Below are 19,455 nucleotides of genomic sequence, written 5' to 3'. Positions count from 1 at the left end.
TCTCCTTTCTAAAACAAATAAACCTACTATAAAATTTTTGCTTAGAGGAACAGGGTCGAATTTTTGGTAATCTGTTAATTATTTACCTTACAGTAAATTTCCATATATAACAATAATTCCAATAAGTTAAGTTCCAGAATATCTAGTGCTAGATAGCACCAAGGTAACACATGACCTGAATATCAGACCTGCTCCATTAAGTAAAAAAGCGTCTCCACATAATGCGGAAACGCCCTCGTCTATAAAAAAATATTTTTACTGCAGCTGCTCCCACATTGTTGAAAACACTCCTTCATCCATTTCAAAATACACAGCCATAAACCCGTAATAGATATACCCGTCTTTGAGAAGCGTCAGGCTGACCCTTGAACCATCATCCAAGTGAATAATCAGCTCCCTGTAGACCTCGTCGTTTCGGAAATCCCCAATTGGATCGGAGTTTTGTTCACGGGCAAGAGGCTTTGCCTTGTTCAGTTCTTCCAGGAAGGCATTCAATACGGCCATATCCGAAATAGGCTTATAATTTTCAATGTCATTATTCCAATCGGTGAAGGTTCTCCACTCTGCAGTAGATACATTCCCAAACATATTTAATTTGCCGAAGACATCTTCACCGCTGCTTATGGTGATTCCATCCAGGTTCTCATAAAACTCTGCGTATTGCCCGCCATCCTGTTCGTGATAAGCCATGATTCTGAAGTCTTTATCGTATCCATTTACGGAATAAACGTCTGTTACTCCGATTGTCGATGCGAACTCGTCATCATAGGCTTCCTGCGTGCTCCATTCATCAATGGTTCCTGTCGTGGTCCCAAGTTTCTCGCCTAGCAGAGCTTTCGCATCTTCTGCATCGATCTCTGTCCTTGTTTGGGTGTAAACTTTTCCGTTGTAAACAATTAAACCGATCATATCGGCATTGGAAGTGTCTTCGGGTAATTGCAAAGCTGGAATTTCTACACTTCCGTCTTCGTTCACAATGAGTGCTTCGGAGTGGCCCGATGTACCGTTTGAGGAAAAATTATTAAATAAGACGAATGCGCCGATGGATAAAAATAAAGCTGCGGCAACCCCAATGAATTTGCCATTAAATCTTTTTCTGCCCTTGTGCATTTCTTTCTTTGCTTGAGAAATGCCGGTTTTACTTCTGTCGCTCAGTTCTTCAGGTATTTCAATTTTATTTATTTCCTGTTTAATGTTATTACCCATACAAATCGGCTCCTTTCCAATTTTTACGGAGCTTGGCCAGCGCCCGGTATAAAATTGTTTTCGCTGTACCCAATGGAATATCCAGGGTTTCTGCTACCTCTTTGAAAGATAAGTCTTCGTAAAATCGTAGGAGAACCACACTCTTTTCTCCTTCATCCAATTGTTCGATTAAATCACGGACCGTTATTTCTAAAGGGATGTCTTCATCTGCATCCCCCGATAAGTTTTCTTCGATTTCGGGCAGCAACCGAACCACTGCTTGCTGTTTCCGAAGTAAATCCAGAGAGCAATTAACCGCTATTCTAAGCAGCCAGGTTTTAAAAAACTTGGGTTCTTTTAGCGTTTTTATGGCTTTGAATGAACGATAGGCTGTTTCTTGCACCACATCAAGTGCATCATTTTGATCCTTTACATAGACAAAAGCCATGCGGTAAATATCCTGTTCATATTGTTGAAATAACGCGTAAAACGCGTGATCATCACCTTTTTGAGCTTTCTTCACTAAATTCAGCAAGCAGTAGCCACCCCCTTATTCCCGTTCTCTTATTAGACGTGCAGCTTACAGATTTGGCTTTAATTTTTTTGGGAAGCTACATCTTCTTGATTTGTCCAGTCTCGCTAGATGAAAAAAAGGAGTTCACTGAGTAGAAATTCTATAAATGAAGGGTGAATAGAGTTTATTCAAAACATGTCTTTTTGCATTTTTATCGGTGCTATGTGGGTTTAGAACCGGGTTGAGAAGAAAGGTAATGCTGGAATGCGAATTTTTAGCTAAGAATTTATGCTTTGAGCGGAGACGGTGCTTTGGATATTTTTATAAAGCAGGCGTTAAAATGAATAATGCCTTTCCAATTTCTTTTGGAAAGGCATCACTCTTTTATTTTTTCACGTTCTCTCATAGTTGCCTGTCGAAAACTTATTATTATACATATTTTTATCTGCTATTTTGAATATTTCTTGAAGTTCACTTTCTTCATCATACTTCGTTTCATAGCCAAATGAGACAGAAATATTCATTGAACCTACTTTTTCCAGTAACGACAGTTCATTGATACGTGTGATAATTTCCTCTGCTTCATCTGCCCCTGTTTTAGGCAATAGCATTACAAACTCATCACCGCCGATTCGGCAAACAATATCCTCTTGCCGGCAGCCTCTTTTAATTACTTCAGCCGCTTTTTTCAGCAACACATCCCCCATCGAATGTCCAAAGGAATCATTGATTAATTTCAAGCCGTTTACATCTCCAATTAATATTGTCAAAGGCATATTACTTGGTGTATCAATTCTCAGTAACTCTTCTTCGTAAAACCTTCTGTTATACAAACCAGTCAACTGGTCATGGTAGCTAAGATATAAGATCTCTTCGTTCTGAAAAACCAGCTCTTTATTCGCGCTGATTAACTCTGCCGCACGTTTATCTTTCTCTTTATTTTGAAAGACAAGTTCTTTATTCGCGATGATCAACTCCGCCGCACGGTCAGCTTTTTCTTCAGTTTGAAAGATAAGTTTTTTCTTCGCAATGATCAGTTCCGCCGCACGGTCAGCTTTTTCTTCGGTTTGAAAGGCAAGTTCTTTATTCGCAATGATCAACTCCGCCGCACGGTCAGCTTTTTCTTCGCTTTGAAAAATAAGCTCTTTATTGGCAATGACCAGCTCTGCCGCACGGTCAATTTTTTCTTCAGTTTGAAAGAGAAGCTCTTTATTGGCAATAACCAGCTCTGCAGCACGGTCAGCTTTTTCTTCGGTTTGAAAAGCAAGCTCTTTTTTTGCGATGACCAGCTCTGCAGCACGGTCAGCTTTTTCTTCGGTTTGAAAGGCAATCTCTTTCTTGGCGATGACCAGCTCTGCAGTACGTTTATCTTTCTCTTCAATTTGAAAGGCGAGCTCTTTATTGGCAATGAGCAACTCTGCTATACGCTTATCTTTCTCTTCAATTTGAAAGACAAGCTCTTTATTGGCCCTGAGTAACTCTGAAGCAATGTCGGCATTTTCGTTGTTGGGATAGTAAAAGTCATTTCGCATTAGTACTACACTCCTATTTGTTTATTAAAGGGAATCTTTAGTATTCCAAGCATATTTAGGTAATGTCCATAAAACCCTAAACTTTCCCGTCTTTATTTTTTATGATAATTGGGTTTCGATCGCTATTTTCAAGTACATTACTCATTACAGTAAGTATTATATATAGAACCCTTTATTCCAATTATTATTGATCTATATCGTGCTTCATGCTTTTAGTAGATGGGCAATTTCAATTAAACACGGCGATAAAGTAAGGGATACAAATTAAACAGTAAAAATTTTATGTTTTAATGTATTTTTATTACAAAATCAAGAGTACCATATGTTTATAACATATAATATGAAATAGGTAAAAATAACTAAAATTCTTTTTTGATTTAAAGTATTGAGTCATCCTAAGCTGCTTTTCACTTTCAACAGGAAATTTTATTCTTCGTGTCCGCAATGTCCAGCAATTGGGATACTAAAATTTGGCACAATGAATATGAGCCAAAAGACTTTTTTTGTGAAAAATCAATAACCGTGGCAATTGCTGAGAAAATACGAAAATCGATCGAAGTCAAAGATTGGCCATACGGTCAGGTGACGGTCAGCATCGGAATGGCCAAAAGCACACAGGACATGGGGCTTTCCGGGTTATTGAAAATTGCGGATGTCGCTTTATACAACTCGAAGAACGAAGGACGCAATCAGGTAACGGTGGCTTCCTCGTGATAACTTTCTACTGAATAGCGGGGGATTTTGTGTCACCGCTTTTTGACGGATCAAAATGAGGACGCAAAAAAACGCCTCAATACAGAGACGTTTCAAATTTCACGCATGATCAAAAGATGACTACTTGGTTTTTGCCCTTATCTTTGGCTATATATAACGCCTTATCCGCCCATTCCGCCATGGAAGTGATGGGGAATTCATCTATGAAACTTTTCCCGCCTATGGATACGGTAACGTTGATCTCCAGGCTTTGTTCCTGGATTTTCAGGTGCTGGATATTCCGGCTTAATGTGGTTGCCAGAACTTTCAATTGGGATCTGCCTGTATTAGGGAAAAGGATGGCAAACTCATCTCCGCCAATGCGTGCTGCGGTATCAGAGGATCTTGCTGCAGACTCAATTTGAAGAGCCAGTGCTTTTAATACGCGGTCGCCTGCTGGATGGCCGTACGAATCATTTATTTCTTTAAAGTTGTCTATATCAATATAGAGTAAAGATAGGTGCGTGTTGTGTTGGAGAGCCAGGCTGATTTCTTTTGTTAGTTGTTCTTCAAAATAGCGTCGGTTAAACAATGAAGTTAAGGTATCCTTGTCTGCAAGTTCCTTCAGCTGGAGTTCCAGGAGTTTTTGTTTCGTGATATCGACGTGGTGAATGGCCACTCCGGCAACGGCTTCATCATTTGTTTGCAGAAGGGTGGCCTGCATCAAAAACCATCTTTGTACGGAAGGGGAATGGCAATGGTATTCGAAGTTGAAACAGTCAGACTCACCCGTGAGAACCGCCTGCAATCCTTCATACACTTCCGGCTCACTCTCACAATGCTCAAGATAATTTGAGCCAACTCCACAGCTGGATAATGTACCGCCGTTGCGCAGCGCAAATTCATTCCATTCTTTATTTGTGAAACAGATGGTTCCGGTTCTGTCTATCACACAGATTTGAGCTCTTAAAGAATTCAGGACGGACTCACTTATTCCCGGTGCTATTGATAGGGAGTTAACAAACTGTGGTTTCATTGCCATCATCCTCTTTCTGTAGGTAGGATATGTGTATGGTGGAGTTTGTCCGTTTCTTATTTCCTAAATGAGAAATTACTTGCAACCGAATCTAATAAGTTAAATTAAAAGAGGAAAAATATTATATTTGTAATTATGTATATGTCAAAGAGTATCATATACTTATATTGTATAATAAATAATAGGTAAAAAGTATTGATTGATAAATATTGTAATTTTCCGATAGTTACATTGTCAGGTTAAACTCTTTTAATCGGTGGGATCTGATGATGGAAAAAGCTGCGTAAGAGTATTTTCACAGTTAATACTGATATCGATTCGAATTTCCATAATAAAGTATAAATCGAATTTGAAAAAGCCTTTCACTGCTGAAAGGCTTTTTCCTGCTTTTGAATATTTTTTTGGGGTCCGGCTTTTATCAAGGAAGGGCTCGGCAAAAAACCTGCAAACAAACACTATTCATAAATTTTGTATGCGTACTGCCCCTTGCTTTTGGCTTCATACAGTGCCAGATCAGCAAACTTTATCAATTGTCTTTCATTGGTGGAATGGTCGGGATAAAGGGAAATGCCAATCCCGGCTCCAATTTTGATATCAACGCCGTTAAAGCTAAAGGGTTTTTTAAACGAGTTCAAAATTTGTTTTGCTAGCTCTTCGGCCTCATCCGGTGACTCGATTCCAGGGAAAATAACGCCCATCTCATCTCCGCCTAAACGAGCGGCTGTACCTGGTAGGCGAACACAGGACTGGAGGCGTGCAGCCATTTCCTGAATTACAGCATCTCCTGCATCGTGGCCAAATTGATCATTGATTTGCTTGAATTTATGCCCATCGAGCATGAGAACGGCCACTTTTTTGCCGGAAGAATTTGCTTGATGGATGGCCATTTGGAGCTTATCATCAAAAGTCCGGCGATTCGGTATGCCCGTCAAATGGTCATAAAACGCCATTTTTGCAACTTCCTTCTGAAGCCTTCTCCGTTCCGTGATATCTCTGGATATCGTAAATACTTGTTTCACTTCTCCGTTTTCCAGGACTGGAGTAGGCGACACCTCCATCCAGATATAATGGCCTTCTTTATGTAAAAAACGAATTTCAATCGGAGCAGGCTTTCCTCCATCAGTAAGGGAATTGACACTGTCCCGTAAATCAGATGCATCTTCGGGATGGACTCTTATCGTAAATGGGCTGCCGAGTAAAGCTTTTTCAGGATAGCCCAAAATGTTTTCATAGGCAGGGGATACGTATTCGACCAGCCCGTTAAGGTTGATCATCGTAACGATATCAAACGTGCTCTCCGTTATGATTTTGTATTTCTCCTGGCTTTTCTGCAATGCCTTCTCGGCCATTTTAAGTTCCGTCACATTTTTATAAAGGATGGTGGCACCGATGATTTCTTTGGCCGCATTTCGCACAGGCGAATAGGAAGAAATAATATTGAGCGGTTTTCCCGCTTTGGTCATACGGATGGTGTCATGGGAATTGACCGTTTCTCCCCGAATGATTCTTTCCACGATATTGATTTGGTCGAATCTCATATGCGAGGGAATGATTGTACCTTTGCCGGTTACCATTTCTTCTTCCGTAAATCCAAAAGTTTCCTCAAAAGCAGGATTCACTTTCAGGATGTCTCCTTTAGTATCAATGTAAAAAATCGGGTCAGTGGAGTTGCCCCAGAAGACTTCCAGCTCTTTTTTCGTTTCGGTCAAGGCTTTTTGGGCCCGGTTTATTTCAGTGATATCGGTTACAATGCCATGGATGCCAACCAGCTCTTTGTTTACGATGATGGGAATATTCATTGTTTGAAGTTCAACCAACTGGCCGTTTTTATGTCGGAAAGTCAGTTGGTATTGTGCAGACTGTTTTTCATCAATCGATTTGTAAAAATGATGCAGCACTTTTTCTTTTTCTTCCGGCAGGATAATCGACAGAAATAATTCGGCTTCCAGTTCTTTTAAGGTGTAGCCTGTAATATGTTCTGTTCCAGCATTGATGCTCACCAAATTGCCGTTCCGTTCAAAAGTCAGTATGCCGTGAGGATGGTTATCAAACAACGATTTATACCGCTGTTCGCTTTCCTGCAGAAGGCGTTCCGTTTCCTTCTGCTCGGTAATTCCCTTGGCGATGGCGTAGACCCCGATTACTTTTTCTTCGACAATGATGGGAATTGTATTCATCTGAAACGTGGCAATCTGTTGCTCCTTTGTATGAATACTGGTCTCAAAATCAATAGCTTGCCCTGCTAAAGCCTTAGCAAAATTCGCGCGAGTTTCCTCCAAAAAGCTGTTGGTCACTAAGGATAAAATGGATTTGCCAATCAGTTCTTCATCGCTGTAACCGGTGTAGTCAGTGACCATTTTATTGAGGCTGACAAAATTCTTTTGATCGTCAAATTCAAAAACTGCACTGCCATTGTGTTCGACAAGAGAATTCAATCGTTCCCGCTCGATTTCGATTTCTCTTTGCGTCGTGTGAAGGTCCTGTTTCTTCCGCTCTCTGTCCGTAACGTCTCTAACGATAGCCAATATATACAAGCACTCGCCATCTTCTGCCATGATCGGATTCAGCATGGTTTCCCGAATAAATTCGTTAGAGTCAATTTCAGTTCTATCGGTAAACTCAAAAGACTGTTTAGTGGATTGCACTTTTTGGTAATACTGGATAAATTGACGGCTTTTCTCTGGGGGCAGCACGTCTTCAAGCCGGCGTCCAACCAACTCCTGCTGCTTCATAATGGTTAAGGCTGCTGGATTCGCATAGATATAGCGGAAAGAACCATGATCTTCTTCCATCAAAAAAACCGGATCTTGGATCAAATCTAACAGCGCTGTGGATGCTAAGATATCCGGGCTCATTTTTTCTGTAAAGTCCCTCATTAATTGTTCTCCTTTCCGCAAGTAAAGATAACCATTTTTATTGTATTTAATTCCTTTTAATATAAGAAGTTATTATTTTCCATGTATTCCAAGTTTACCACTTTTCGAAAGAATTCTCTCAATTCCATAAAATAAAATATGAAGTCTGATGGCAAAGGGAAAACTGCTTTCGAAAGATGTTATAAAAAAAGCCAAAAGCTGTGCAGGCCCTTGGCTTTCTTTATGAAGGAATAGTGGAGCAGCGCGACTCCAAGAATCACTCTTTGATTGCAACGGAATTTTTTCTTCTGTTTTTATTCCAGAGCCATCCAGTCACCAGCAGGATCACAAGGGCCAAACCGTATTGATAGCTGGTCGGGATGGTATGGATGACGCCATAAACAATTGCCACTTCAATGAAGACCGCGGGAATTTTGCCGATGGTGCTGGCAACCATAAAGAGGGGGCCGGAAATCGGCGTCAAGGCTGCTCCTGCTGTCACCAACCCTGACGGTACGAAAGGGATAAGGCGCAGTGAGATGACTGCCCAAAAGACATGCCTTACCGAAGAGCGTTGAATGTACGCCCAGAACGGTTTTTTCAACCAATGCGGATTGATTTTTGAGAACCCGAATCGGTAGAGGTAGAATCCGGCAATGGCACCAAAGATTTCACCTGACAGCGAAAGCACCGTTCCGATTGTGACTCCGAATGTATTGATATTGAGTGCGGTCAAAAGAACACTGGGGAAAAAACCTACTGCACCGAGCCCCATATTCAACAGCAGCAACAGCAGAAAATCGATAACAGGAATTTGAGTAAGTATAGTAGGATCCTCCTCCCGCATAAGCTAGTTAAAAAGTATTGATAATCATTCCATTATACAAGCTATCAGCACCGCACGGGCACATAAAAACGAACTACTTTTTACCGTTTTTTGTCCATTTCAATAAAAGAACGAGGCAAGATAAGGATTATTGAAATTCATATAGATAATCGCAAATCACAAAAAAAGGACCGGAGATCTCCGGCCCTTTCATCTTAATGCAAATGCTGAACAGTTTTGTGTCTCATGTAATACGCGGCGGCAAAAATTAACAGCGGCGGCACGATACTCAACTTGAACCACATGCTTCCGCTTCCGTCGAAAGCGATGAGGCCCATCGGCAAAAGCAAGGCGGCGCCACTCCACGCGAGCGCTTTCCATGACTGTTTCCATATTCCGTAGACGAGCAAGACGACCGAGGCGATGACCAGCGACCAAAGCAGGATTCCCATAAAGAATAAGCCCACGGTTTGTTCCTCCCAAATTGTAATGTGTTGCTGTCTGTTGCTTACTATTCTATACCCGTCTTCATTTTCTGCCAATCCATTGGTTTAATAATTTCCAACGATTGATAAGCGGGGAGAAAGCTTTTTCCATTTCTGCAATTGACCTTCTGTTTTCCTCAACTTACCGCCGACTTCGCAAACTGGCTGTTGTAGAGGTCAGCGTAGAAGCCATTGCGGTCGAGCAATCCGGTATGTGTACCTTGTTCGATGACGCGTCCCTTGTCCATGACAAGGATCAGGTCGGCGTCGCGGATCGTCGACAGCCTGTGCGCGATAACAAAACTTGTACGCCCATCCATCAAGAGGTTCATCGCTTTCTGAATGAGGACTTCAGTGCGCGTGTCGACGCTCGATGTCGCTTCATCCAGAATCATGATCGGAGGATCGGACAAGATGGCTCGCGCAATCGTCAACAGCTGCTTCTGACCTTGTGAGATGTTGGATGCTTCTTCGTTTAATACTGTGTCATAACCATCGGGCAGTGTACGGATGAAATGGTCGGCGTGTGCAGCTGTTGCAGCTGAGACAATCTCTTTTTCGGTTGCGCCGGTTTTGCCGTATGCGATATTGTCTTTGATCGTGCCATTGAACAACCAGGTATCCTGCAGCACCATGCCGAAATTGCGGCGCAGTTCGCCGCGCGGCAAATCACGTGTGTCAATGCCATCAATCAGGATTCGTCCAGCGTTCAGTTCATAAAAGCGCATCAATAAATTGATGAGCGTCGTTTTCCCCGCGCCGGTCGGGCCGACGATAGCCACTGTCTGCCCGGGCTCGACGTAGATGTTCATGTCTTGGATCAGCGGATTGCGACCGTAGCCAAAGTCCACATGCTCGAACGCCACAGCACCTTTTGCTCGTTCCAATGCGGTGCCTTTTGTTTCCATAGTCTGTTCCCGTTCATCAAGCAGTTCGAAAACGCGTTCAGCAGCAGCGACAGTCGATTGGATGATGTTCGCAATGTTTGCTGTCTGCGTCACCGGCTGTGTGAACTGCCGGGAATACGTGATGAACGCCTGGATGTCACCGATCGAGATGCGCCCTTGTGTCACCAGGATACCGCCCGCGACGCTAATCAGCACATAGCTGAAATTGCCGATAAACTGCATCAGCGGCATGATGATGCCGGACATAAACTGGGCTTTGCGTCCAGCTTCATAAAGTTGCTCATTTGTATCATTAAATTTATGGATTGCTTTCTTTTCATGGCCGAACGCTTTAACGACCGGATGTCCAGTGTACATTTCTTCGATATGGCCGTTCAACTCACCGAGCGTTCGCTGCTGGTCAGCGAATTGCGTCTGCGAACGCTTAAGGATCGGGCGGATGACGAAAATCGACAGCAGCAGGCTCGTAATCGCAATCGCCGTCAAGATGGGACTGATGATCAGCATCATCGCTGTGATACCGATTAGCGTCACGAACGACGTGATAAACAGCGTCAAGCTTTGCTGCAGCGTCGTGCCAATCGTATCAATGTCATTTGTCACTCGGCTCAACGTTTCACCTTTCGCCGTTTGATCGTAATAATTGAGCGGCAGCCGCTCCAGTTTGGCGCTGACGTCTTCGCGCAAATCATAAACCGTGTCCTGTGCCACTGATGACATGAGATATTGCTGCAAGTACATGAACGCGCTGCTGAAAATGTAAAGACCGGCCAGCAGCATTAGGAGCTGTCCAATCACGTCAAAGTTGATCGACGCTCCCGGCTCGCCGCGAATTTCACCGTACGCGCCTTCAAACAGTTCTGTGATTGCCATTCCCATAATCATTGGGCCGATAATCGTAAAGACGGTGCTGAGAATCGCCGCTGCGAAGACCACCGTCAAGCGCGCTCGCCGTGGCTTTAAATACGCCAGCAGCCGCTTGAACGTCGCTTTGAAATTCTTCGGCTTTTCGCCTGCCATCATCATATTTGCACCGGGGGGACCGAAGCCATGGCCGCCGCGCTGAGGACGTTTCTTGATGTCGCTCATGCGATCTCCTCCTCTGATAGCTGAGATTCGGCAATTTCCCGGTAGACTTTATTGGTGCGCAGCAGTTCTTCGTGGGTGCCCATGCCGGCAATCCGCCCTTTTTCCAGGACGATGATGCGGTCGGCATCCATCAGTGAACTGACTCGCTGGCCGATGAGCAGCACGGTCGCCTCTTTGGTTTCTTTGGCGAGTGCCGCGCGCAATTTCGAGTCGGTTTTAAAATCGAGCGCTGAGAAGCTGTCGTCAAAAATATACAAGTCGGGCTTGCGGATGAGTGCGCGCGCAATCGCAAGCCGCTGTTTCTGACCGCCGGATAAATTCGACCCGCCTTGCTCGACATACGTATCGTAGCCGTCTTCCATCTCACTGATAAAATCAGCCGCTTGCGCAATTTTTGCCGCGTGGTCGATTTCATGGATTTTCGCGTCTTGCTTGCCGAAGCGGATGTTTTCCGCCACGGAGCCGGAAAACAAGATTGATTTCTGTGGCACGAAACCGATTTTCGAACGGATTTCATCTTGCGAGGCGTCGCGGATATCAACGCCATTGACGCGGATCGTTCCTGCCGACACTTCGTAGAACCGCGGGATCAAATTGATGAGTGTCGATTTCCCGGAGCCCGTGCCGCCGATAATCGCTGTTGTCTCGCCTGCTTTCGCGCTGAACGTGATGTCCGACAGCACCGGCTCTTCTGCGCCGGGATAGCTGAACGTCACATGGTCGAATTCGAGCGTGCCGCGTTCCCGGTCTGCGGTTTGCGTGCCGAGGTCCTCAAACGCTGGACGCATCGCCAGTACTTCGTTGATGCGGTTCGCTGAAACAGCGGCGCGCGGCACCATGATGAACATCATCGACGCCATGACCAGCGCGAACATGATGAGCATGACGTATTGGATAAACGCCATCAAATCACCGATTTGCATTGCGCCATTATTGATGCGGATGCCACCGAACCAAATGATTGCGACAACGGTCAAGTTCATGACCAGCATCATAACCGGCATGAGAAACGCCATGATTTTGTTGACGCGGATCGAGACGTCCGTCAATTCGCGGTTCGCCTTCTCGAGGCGGACCTGTTCTTCATGTTCGCGGGTGAATGCCCGGATCACGCGGATGCCCGTCAAATTTTCGCGCAGCACGAGGTTCAGCCGATCCAGCCGTTTCTGCACTTCCGTAAACAGCGGAATGCCTTTTTTCAGGATGAATAGGATCGATACCACCAAAACTGGCATCGCACCAATGATGACGAGTGACAATTGGGGGTCTTTCGAAATCGCCATGATGAGCCCGCCGACCAGCATGATCGGCGCACTCACAACCATGCGCAGCATCACCAGTACCACTTGCTGCACTTGCGTGATGTCATTCGTTGTCCGCGTAATCAGTGACGCGGTGCCCACTTCATCGAATTCCTGGAGCGAAAACTGCTCGACATGCGTGAACACCTGCCGCCGCACATCGCGCCCCATGCCCATGGCGGCTTTCGAAGAGAAATAGCTTGCAGCCACTGAAGCCGCAGCACCGAGCGCCGCAACTGCCAGCATCCAACCGCCAATCTGCCAAATATACGGCACATCGCCGACCACCACACCATTATCGATAATGTCCGCCATCAGCGTCGGTAAAAACAAGTCCGCCATTGCCTGGGTGAACACCAGCAAAAAAACCATCCCCACCAACCATTTATAGACCTTCAAATTCTTCAGGATTTTCAGCATTCGTGCCACATCCTTTTCGTTTCTTCGGTGCACAGCGCCAAAGCGCATATTGGTTTGCTTTTAAGCTACTGCTTTTTAATGGAAGTGTCAAAATACAGGGACGATTCCGACAAATAAAATCAGCGCTTCTTTCGTTTGCGATAGGCGTTCAGCGAGTTCATTCGGCGTTCTCCGATTTTCTTACTGCCTTTATATGGACATTTACAGCGCCGAGTATCCCAGGCTCATTGGTGACTGGGGACTGATGAATTGACATATCGAATTAAATCGATATAAGATGCACACATGGATAATTTAAATGTATTAGATATTTTCAAAGCGTTATCAAACGAAACCCGTCTTAATATTTTGAAGTGGCTGAGAGAACCGGAGAAGAATTTTCCTGCACAGCAAGCGCATTTGCCCAAGGAGGTAAGCATTGAAGGCGGCGTCTGTGTCGGGGATATTCAAGAGAAAGTGAATCTGTCCCAATCGACCGTGTCCCATTATCTGTCGCTCATGCAAAAAGCAGGTTTGCTGGAAGCGGTGCGTTACGGACAATGGACTTATTATCGGCGAAACGAAGAGACATTGGCGAAAATTGCACAATTCATCAACGAAGAAATCTAAGGCAGCGCCATGTCTTTTTTTTATTTGTCATATCGATAGTTTTAGATATATCTATATTCAAAAAATCTTTAAATGGGAATGAAACGATTCATTCGTACGTTAAGGAAAACCAGCAATTAGGAGTGAATTTTTCGTGACCACAAGTGTAAAAAAAGAAGTATTGAATACAAAACAAAAAGTATTGGCCTTTACGCTGACGCTGTTAACGTTTGTTATGGGTACCAGTGAATTTGTCATCGTTGGCCTGTTAACGGAAGTTTCGTCCGACTTGAACATCAGCCTCGCGGTAGCGGGCACGCTGGTTTCCGGTTTCGCCATCGCATACGCCATCGGCACACCATTGATGACGGCGTACGTCAGCCGCTTTCCGAAATATCCATTGATGCTGATCCTGATTTCGTTGTTCATCGTCGGAAATGTCATCAGTGCTTTATCAGGCACATATGAACTGTTGATCGTTTCCCGCGTTCTGACAGCGGTGGTCAGTGGTGTTTTGGTGGCGCTGTCGATGAGCATTGCCAGCGACATTATGCCGGACAGCAAAAAAGGGGCCATTATCGCGCTGATTTTTGCCGGTTTCACGATTTCGAATGTCATCGGGGTTCCTTTAGGAACGCTCATCGGACAGCTCGGCAATTGGCAATTGACGTTCTGGTTTACAACGCTATTGGGCGTCATCAGTTTGGTGATGAGCATCTTTATCCTACCGAGGGGCTTGAAAGTAGAGAAAGCATCGGCTAAAGAACAGCTCGGTTTGCTGACGAACCCGCGCATGATTTTGGCTTTCTTTATCCCGACATTCTCGATCGCCGGGACGTATACGATTTACACCTACATTACCCCAATTTTGGAAGAAGGACTGGCGATTCCGACTAGCTACGTCAGTGTCATCTTGCTTGCCTACGGTGCGTTTTCAATCCTCAGCAATGTGCTGGCAGGAAAAATCGCCAGCCGCAACGGTGTCAGCAAGCTTCGCTATGTCTTTATAGTCCAGGCTATTATCTTAGGTTCTTTGTATTTTACGATGGAATCGACGTATGCCGGTTTGGTCTCTCTCATGCTGATGGCCGTGATGATCTATGCCATGAATGCAACAATCCAATTGTATTTGATGAACTTGGCGACGGTCTATTTCCCGGCAGCCAAAGATTTCGCTTCATCTCTGACACCCGTTGCGGTTAACGTCGGCATTGCGCTCGGAGCCACCCTTGGCGGATATGTCGTGGCGAACGGCAGCCTCATCCAGCTTTCGTGGGTCGGCGCATTATGCGCGCTGATCGCATCCTGCCTGGCATTTGCCAGCTACCGGTTGGATTCGAAAGAGAGTTTTGCGGGAAGTGAAGCGTTTGACGGATCATAACAGATTGGAACACCTTGCAAATTGCGGGGTGTTTTTTTCTATATAAATTAAAATGCAGCCCAAAAAAAAGAAGCCAGTGTTTGGCCTCTCTTTTAAGTAGCGTATCCGTCAATTCATCGCCGTCTTATCAATTAATACTGCTTCTATAATATAGCGATCGGGAGCTGAACCGATAAACGTAAAGGGGTAGCAGGTAGTGAGCGTCAAAGTTGGTTCTGCTTTCTCGACAATAACTGTGCGATCCTGTGCATCTGTAATCCAGGTTTTCTGAATTTCATACTCATACTGCATGTCTTCAAATTGCACATACATGCGAGCCCCTTGCTCCAACTCCCCGAGTTCTTGGAAGACCGTATCCCGGTGGCCGGATAACACGGTATGCCCATGGCCATCAGGAGGGGTGGTGAAATTCCCGATATGATAGCCGACCCCTTGGTTAAGGGTGTCATCGTCTGTTCCCCAGTAAATCGGATATTTCATATCAAGATCCGGAATGAGCAGCCAGCCAATTTCTACTCCCTTGTCGTATTCTTCATAATCACGTGCTGGGGGCTCTTCTGCTTTTTTTGCCTTTTCTGCAGTTTCAGGAGAATTTGCTGTTGGTTCGTTTCGGCTCTCTATGGCAGGTATTGAAAGGGACGCATTATTTTTTTGATCCAAATTTTCGTCTTCCGCATTTGCGATAATATCGTTTTCGCCGATGGCTTCACGGCCAGAAGAAGATCCGGTAAACCAGAAATAACCGTGCCAACCGGCAAAGAGGAGTCCAGTAATAATTAGAATCGGAGCAATTTTTCTGCGCATGATCTGCCACTCCTAAGAAACCATAGTGTAAATGCATATTCCCCTATTTTCTTTTTTATAACCTTTTTTAACTCGGATGTTTGTATTCTTTCTAGTAAAATATATTCAATATTCAGATAATAAAGAATAACTTTTAATTGAGTAGGGTAGGTGAAAGGTATCACCGGGTAGGTGAAATAAGTTACAGGGAGAGGAACAAATGAAAAAGTTCTTGGTTTTACTGCTGGCGTCACTGCTGGCAGCAGCAGGGTTTGCCGCCGCAGTTTCCGCCGCTCACGAAGGATTGGAATTCAATGTGAATTTAAGTCCAGACCAGGAAGTCATGGAAGTCACTAGCGACGCAACAGGAGAAGCGTATTTTAAAGTCAGTGAAGACGGGGAATCACTGGAGTACACAGTAAGTGCTTCAAACTTGAACGGCACGATGGCTGGGCATCTTCATAGTGGAGCTGCTGGTGAAAACGGTCCGGTGGAATTGCCGTTATTTGCAAACGATGAAGCGATAGATTATAACGGAGAAATAGCGTCAGGAACATTGACAGCTGACGACTTGGCTGGGGATATGGCCTGGGAAGATTTCGCTATGGCACTTGTAGCCGGAGAAATTTATGTAAATCTGCATACGGAAGAATATCCTGATGGTGAAATCCGTGGCCAGCTGGTAGCAGATTCTGCAGAAGGCGATGAGATGGCAGACACGGCTTCAAATGGCCCGCTTTACACCGTGATTGGTATTTTCGCAGTACTGCTTGGTGGAGTAATGCTGGTTTGGCGCCGCAATCAAGCCACTGTCTAAAAAACCTTTCCAAAAAAGCTGAACTCCTGTTATAGAAGATAACAGAAGTTCAGCTTTTTTCATTTGGGTTAAATATGAACAGGTATCATTTCAATGAAATATGGATTAAAAAAGGCCTCAAATACACGGCAGTTCCATAGACAGATGAATATCTATCAACAGAAGTGCCGTACATAGGAAGCCTTTTGGAAGAATGGGTTTTTAATATTACGCGTTAACACTCATGTTATCTACGGCCACCATGTCGATGAAGTATTGGGTGATCCGGTGGTCGTCGGTCAGCTCGGGATGGAAAGAGCAGCCAAGAAATTGCCCGGAACGTGCCATAACAATTCTGCCATCGTATTCACACAGGACTTCCGTGTTTGGTCCGGCGCTGACAATATGGGGCGCGCGGATAAAGACGGCATTGAATGGCGTGTCCAAACCATTGATCGTCAGGTCTGCTTCAAAGCTGTCGATTTGGCGGCCAAATGAATTGCGTTCCACTTTAACATCCATGACGCCGAGATGCGGTTCATCGTATCCGACGATTTCCTTAGCAAGCAGAATCAGCCCGGCACAAGTGCCAAACATCGGCTTACCGGACGCCGCAAAGTCGCGCAGCGGCCCCATGAAATCATATCGGTCGATCAGCCGCCGCATTGTGGTGCTTTCGCCTCCGGGCAGAATGAGCGCGTCCAAGCCGGATAAATCCGCAGGTCTTTTTACCGAAACCGCTTCAGCCCCGCACGCCTCAATGGACCGAGTATGTTCGCGAACAGCTCCTTGCAACGCAAGGACTCCTATTTTTTTCATCGTTACCAGCCTCGCTCCTGCATGCGTTCGCCGGCAGCAATTGTGGAAATTTCGATGCCATGCATGGCAATGCCAAGATTCTTGGACAATTCCGCGATCAATTTGTAATCCTGGTAATGGGTTGTCGCTTCGACAATGGCGCGCGCAAATTTTTCCGGGTTGTCGGATTTGAAGATGCCGGATCCGACAAACACGCCGTCTGCTCCCAGTTCCATCATCAAAGCGGCATCCGATGGCGTTGCGATGCCACCTGCGGCGAAATTGACGACCGGTAGGCGGCCCAGTGATTTCACTTCACGCAGGAATTCATAAGAAGCGCCCAAAATGCGTGCTTCCGTCATCAATTCATCTTCACTCATATGAACCACTCGCAGCACTTCCGCGTTGACCTGGCGCAAATGGCGCACCGCTTCCACGATATTCCCGGTGCCCGGCTCGCCTTTTGTGCGGAGCATCGAAGCTCCTTCGCCGATCCGGCGGGCTGCTTCACCCAAGTTTCGGCAACCGCAAACGAAAGGCACGGTGTAGTTGTTTTTCAATAAATGAAATTCTTCATCAGCGGGTGTCAAAACTTCGCTTTCATCGATATAATCGACGCCCATCGCTTCCAGAACACGTGCTTCCACGATATGCCCGATGCGTGCTTTCGCCATAACAGGAATGGAAACGGCCTTCATAACTTCCTCGGTTATGCGGGGATCAGCCATACGCGCAACGCCGCCGTCTTTGCGGATATCTGAAGGGACGCGTTCTAATGCCATAACCGCAGTAGCTCCTGCCGCTTCGGCAATGCGAGCCTGTTCCGCATTGACCACGTCCATAATCACGCCGCCTTTTTGCATTTCAGCCATTCCTCTTTTTACCCGATCTGTGCCATGTTGATTCATATTGAGTTCCTCCTAAAGGTTTAATACCTTCAGTTTAAATGAAGTTGACCACATGAAAAGAGCCAGATTCGATATTATTTAAGGGTCAGTTTTATGTGGAGGAATGTTAAAGGGCCATAATTGAAATAGAAGAAACCCGACATTTCCTGTTCACACAGGCTTGCCGGGTTTCTGCGTTTATTGTCAATCGTTCGCTTTGATTGTGTCGGGTCTTAATTTTACATACGATTTTTGCTCCAATTTAGGTCCGAGCTGGAACAGCAGCACACCGCCGCTGATCAGGAGGACCCCGAGAAGCGATTGCCAGGTGAAGGGAACTTTCTCCAGCCCGAACCAGCCGAGCGTATCCCACATCAGGCCGAAGAAAATTTGGGAGACCATGACGAGTGAGATGGCACGGCTTGGCCCGAGAATCTGCACGCCTTGTGTGACACAAGCAACGACTCCCACACCTACGATGCCGCTGAACCAAAACCACGGTTCTGCCTGGAAACTGAACAAGCCCGTTCCTTCAAATATGAGACCGGCCGCAAGCGAGGCGGCAAAGCCGAGAAACAACACAAGCGCAGTGGTGGTCCAGACGCTGACCTGTTTTTTGACGTTCGCGTTAAAGGTGTTCTGAATGGAGACAAACGCGCCGCCGATAATTGCCAAAAAGATGCCGAGAGCCATTTGGTTTCCTCCTATTCGTAAATATTTTGTCCGGCTTGTTCCAACAGGGCGGAACGGTCGAGCAAAGTGATTTTTCCGCGCTTTTTCACAATCCATCCGGCTTGTTCAAATTGCTGGAGGACGCGGTTCAAATGACGGTAGCTCGTGCCGATCAAATCCGCCATATCAATGAGTGACGTGGATTCGAGCATCTGCTGTGTAGGTGTCATTGAAAGTAGGTAACTCGCCACACGGACATCGACCGTATAGAGGAGGTTAAAGTTCATCGCCCGCGTTTTGGTTTCGAATTTCTCTGTGATGGTATTGAGTAAAAACTGGAGCCACGCCGAATTGCCGGCCATGTTTTTTCGAAGCGTGTCGTACGAAACGGCGATTACATCAATGTCCGTGACGGCTTCTACGGTATTGATGAAGTTGCATTCCCTGACATATTCAACGTCGCCTACAATATCGAATTCTGACTTGAATGCCAGGATCAGCCGTTTTCCTTCTGGGGACAGCATCGATATTTTCAATTTGCCTTTGATGAGAAAATAAAGCGTATGCGCTTCATCGCTTTGTGAAAACAAACGTTCACCACTTTTGTATGTTGCGACAAACATCTCTTGTCGGACATGAAGGGGAAACAGATCGGCTAATCCAAATTGCTGAAGATAATCCGCAATGCGCTGGTCCATATTTACGC

Annotated in this window: 18 protein-coding genes; 4 read left to right on the top strand and 14 right to left on the bottom strand. The window is 45.4% G+C overall.

The window, feature by feature from the left end; all coding sequences use genetic code 11:
* Window positions 1-255: 255 nt before the first annotated feature.
* The 3 genes from DHX103_RS06700 to DHX103_RS06690 form a co-directional block, all read right to left on the bottom strand.
* Complete coding sequence (locus tag DHX103_RS06700) at window positions 256-1,206, bottom strand: hypothetical protein (protein WP_422124499.1); 951 nt, start codon at window positions 1,204-1,206, stop codon at window positions 256-258.
* Window positions 1,199-1,720 (bottom strand): sigma-70 family RNA polymerase sigma factor, encoded by a 522-nt coding sequence (locus DHX103_RS06695; protein ID WP_422124498.1) that lies wholly within the window; start codon window positions 1,718-1,720, stop codon window positions 1,199-1,201. The genes DHX103_RS06700 and DHX103_RS06695 overlap by 8 nt, the downstream gene beginning before the upstream one ends.
* Window positions 1,721-2,091: 371 nt before the next feature.
* Window positions 2,092-3,231: a diguanylate cyclase gene (locus DHX103_RS06690; protein WP_422124497.1), complete on the bottom strand. Its 1,140-nt coding sequence runs from the start codon at window positions 3,229-3,231 to the stop codon at window positions 2,092-2,094.
* Window positions 3,232-3,753: 522 nt separating this feature from the next.
* On the opposite strand from DHX103_RS06690, the gene DHX103_RS06685 reads away from it, so the two are divergent.
* Window positions 3,754-3,945 carry a hypothetical protein gene (locus tag DHX103_RS06685; RefSeq protein ID WP_422124496.1) on the top strand — a complete coding sequence of 64 codons (192 nt, stop codon included), beginning with the start codon at window positions 3,754-3,756 and terminating at the stop codon, window positions 3,943-3,945.
* Window positions 3,946-4,054: 109 nt separating this feature from the next.
* Here DHX103_RS06685 and DHX103_RS06680 read toward each other — a convergent pair whose 3' ends face one another.
* From DHX103_RS06680 to DHX103_RS06655, 6 genes are all read right to left on the bottom strand, one after another.
* Window positions 4,055-4,969 carry a diguanylate cyclase domain-containing protein gene (locus DHX103_RS06680; RefSeq protein ID WP_422124495.1) on the bottom strand — a complete coding sequence of 305 codons (915 nt, stop codon included), beginning with the start codon at window positions 4,967-4,969 and terminating at the stop codon, window positions 4,055-4,057.
* A 446-nt stretch (window positions 4,970-5,415) separates the two neighbouring features.
* Complete coding sequence (locus tag DHX103_RS06675; protein ID WP_422124494.1) at window positions 5,416-7,836, bottom strand: PAS domain S-box protein; 2,421 nt, start codon at window positions 7,834-7,836, stop codon at window positions 5,416-5,418.
* Window positions 7,837-8,092: 256 nt separating this feature from the next.
* Window positions 8,093-8,590, bottom strand: coding sequence for a TVP38/TMEM64 family protein (locus tag DHX103_RS06670; RefSeq protein WP_422124493.1), 498 nt, complete (start codon window positions 8,588-8,590; stop codon window positions 8,093-8,095).
* A 266-nt stretch (window positions 8,591-8,856) separates the two neighbouring features.
* Complete coding sequence (locus tag DHX103_RS06665; protein WP_422124492.1) at window positions 8,857-9,108, bottom strand: hypothetical protein; 252 nt, start codon at window positions 9,106-9,108, stop codon at window positions 8,857-8,859.
* 155 nt (window positions 9,109-9,263) lie between these two features.
* On the bottom strand, window positions 9,264-11,123 hold the full coding sequence (locus tag DHX103_RS06660) for an ABC transporter ATP-binding protein (protein WP_422124491.1): 1,860 nt from the start codon (window positions 11,121-11,123) through the stop codon (window positions 9,264-9,266).
* Window positions 11,120-12,844, bottom strand: coding sequence for an ABC transporter ATP-binding protein (locus tag DHX103_RS06655; protein WP_422124490.1), 1,725 nt, complete (start codon window positions 12,842-12,844; stop codon window positions 11,120-11,122). Before DHX103_RS06655 ends, DHX103_RS06660 begins: the two co-directional genes overlap by 4 nt.
* A 285-nt stretch (window positions 12,845-13,129) precedes the next feature.
* On the opposite strand from DHX103_RS06655, the gene DHX103_RS06650 reads away from it, so the two are divergent.
* A complete protein-coding gene (locus DHX103_RS06650; protein WP_300986303.1) occupies window positions 13,130-13,453 on the top strand; it encodes an ArsR/SmtB family transcription factor in 324 nt (107 codons plus the stop codon).
* Window positions 13,454-13,586: 133 nt separating this feature from the next.
* The gene (locus tag DHX103_RS06645; protein ID WP_422124489.1) at window positions 13,587-14,813 is read left to right on the top strand and encodes an MFS transporter; all 1,227 of its coding nucleotides are present in this window, start codon (window positions 13,587-13,589) and stop codon (window positions 14,811-14,813) included.
* 108 nt (window positions 14,814-14,921) lie between these two features.
* Here the strand turns inward: DHX103_RS06645 and DHX103_RS06640 are convergent, their stop codons facing one another.
* Window positions 14,922-15,617, bottom strand: coding sequence for a class D sortase (locus DHX103_RS06640; RefSeq protein ID WP_422124488.1), 696 nt, complete (start codon window positions 15,615-15,617; stop codon window positions 14,922-14,924).
* A gap of 199 nt (window positions 15,618-15,816) precedes the next feature.
* Between DHX103_RS06640 and DHX103_RS06635 the strand changes: the two genes are divergently transcribed.
* Window positions 15,817-16,413 carry a CHRD domain-containing protein gene (locus tag DHX103_RS06635; RefSeq protein ID WP_422124487.1) on the top strand — a complete coding sequence of 199 codons (597 nt, stop codon included), beginning with the start codon at window positions 15,817-15,819 and terminating at the stop codon, window positions 16,411-16,413.
* A 207-nt stretch (window positions 16,414-16,620) separates the two neighbouring features.
* Here the strand turns inward: DHX103_RS06635 and pdxT are convergent, their stop codons facing one another.
* From pdxT to DHX103_RS06615, 4 genes are all read right to left on the bottom strand, one after another.
* Window positions 16,621-17,211, bottom strand: a complete 591-nt coding sequence (gene pdxT, locus DHX103_RS06630) for a pyridoxal 5'-phosphate synthase glutaminase subunit PdxT (RefSeq protein WP_422124486.1) — start codon at window positions 17,209-17,211, stop codon at window positions 16,621-16,623.
* Between the two features lie 2 nt (window positions 17,212-17,213).
* Window positions 17,214-18,098 carry a pyridoxal 5'-phosphate synthase lyase subunit PdxS gene (gene pdxS / locus DHX103_RS06625; RefSeq protein WP_422124485.1) on the bottom strand — a complete coding sequence of 295 codons (885 nt, stop codon included), beginning with the start codon at window positions 18,096-18,098 and terminating at the stop codon, window positions 17,214-17,216.
* Between the two features lie 183 nt (window positions 18,099-18,281).
* On the bottom strand, window positions 18,282-18,770 hold the full coding sequence (locus DHX103_RS06620; protein WP_422124484.1) for a DMT family transporter: 489 nt from the start codon (window positions 18,768-18,770) through the stop codon (window positions 18,282-18,284).
* An 11-nt stretch (window positions 18,771-18,781) separates the two neighbouring features.
* Window positions 18,782-19,447, bottom strand: coding sequence for a Crp/Fnr family transcriptional regulator (locus tag DHX103_RS06615; protein WP_422124483.1), 666 nt, complete (start codon window positions 19,445-19,447; stop codon window positions 18,782-18,784).
* Between the last annotated feature and the right edge of the window lie 8 nt (window positions 19,448-19,455).

Source organism: Planococcus daihaiensis (assembly GCF_049262615.1).
Taxonomy (GTDB): Bacteria; Bacillota; Bacilli; order Bacillales_A; family Planococcaceae; genus Planococcus.
This window is presented reverse-complemented; position numbering and strand designations above follow the sequence as displayed.

Excerpts from the sequence above, each read along its gene's own strand:
- pdxS (WP_422124485.1), bottom strand. The coding sequence starts at position 18,098 with ATGAATCAACATGGCACAGATCGGGTAAAAAGAGGAATGGCTGAAATG.
- DHX103_RS06635 (WP_422124487.1), top strand. The coding sequence starts at position 15,817 with ATGAAAAAGTTCTTGGTTTTACTGCTGGCGTCACTGCTGGCAGCAGCA.
- DHX103_RS06615 (WP_422124483.1), bottom strand. The coding sequence starts at position 19,447 with ATGGACCAGCGCATTGCGGATTATCTTCAGCAATTTGGATTAGCCGAT.
- DHX103_RS06670 (WP_422124493.1), bottom strand. The coding sequence starts at position 8,590 with ATGGGGCTCGGTGCAGTAGGTTTTTTCCCCAGTGTTCTTTTGACCGCA.
- pdxT (WP_422124486.1), bottom strand. The coding sequence starts at position 17,211 with ATGAAAAAAATAGGAGTCCTTGCGTTGCAAGGAGCTGTTCGCGAACAT.
- DHX103_RS06660 (WP_422124491.1), bottom strand. The coding sequence starts at position 11,123 with ATGAGCGACATCAAGAAACGTCCTCAGCGCGGCGGCCATGGCTTCGGT.
- DHX103_RS06690 (WP_422124497.1), bottom strand. The coding sequence starts at position 3,231 with ATGCGAAATGACTTTTACTATCCCAACAACGAAAATGCCGACATTGCT.
- DHX103_RS06680 (WP_422124495.1), bottom strand. The coding sequence starts at position 4,969 with ATGATGGCAATGAAACCACAGTTTGTTAACTCCCTATCAATAGCACCG.
- DHX103_RS06650 (WP_300986303.1), top strand. The coding sequence starts at position 13,130 with ATGGATAATTTAAATGTATTAGATATTTTCAAAGCGTTATCAAACGAA.
- DHX103_RS06620 (WP_422124484.1), bottom strand. The coding sequence starts at position 18,770 with ATGGCTCTCGGCATCTTTTTGGCAATTATCGGCGGCGCGTTTGTCTCC.
- DHX103_RS06675 (WP_422124494.1), bottom strand. The coding sequence starts at position 7,836 with ATGAGGGACTTTACAGAAAAAATGAGCCCGGATATCTTAGCATCCACA.
- DHX103_RS06655 (WP_422124490.1), bottom strand. The coding sequence starts at position 12,844 with ATGCTGAAAATCCTGAAGAATTTGAAGGTCTATAAATGGTTGGTGGGG.
- DHX103_RS06700 (WP_422124499.1), bottom strand. The coding sequence starts at position 1,206 with ATGGGTAATAACATTAAACAGGAAATAAATAAAATTGAAATACCTGAA.
- DHX103_RS06640 (WP_422124488.1), bottom strand. The coding sequence starts at position 15,617 with ATGCGCAGAAAAATTGCTCCGATTCTAATTATTACTGGACTCCTCTTT.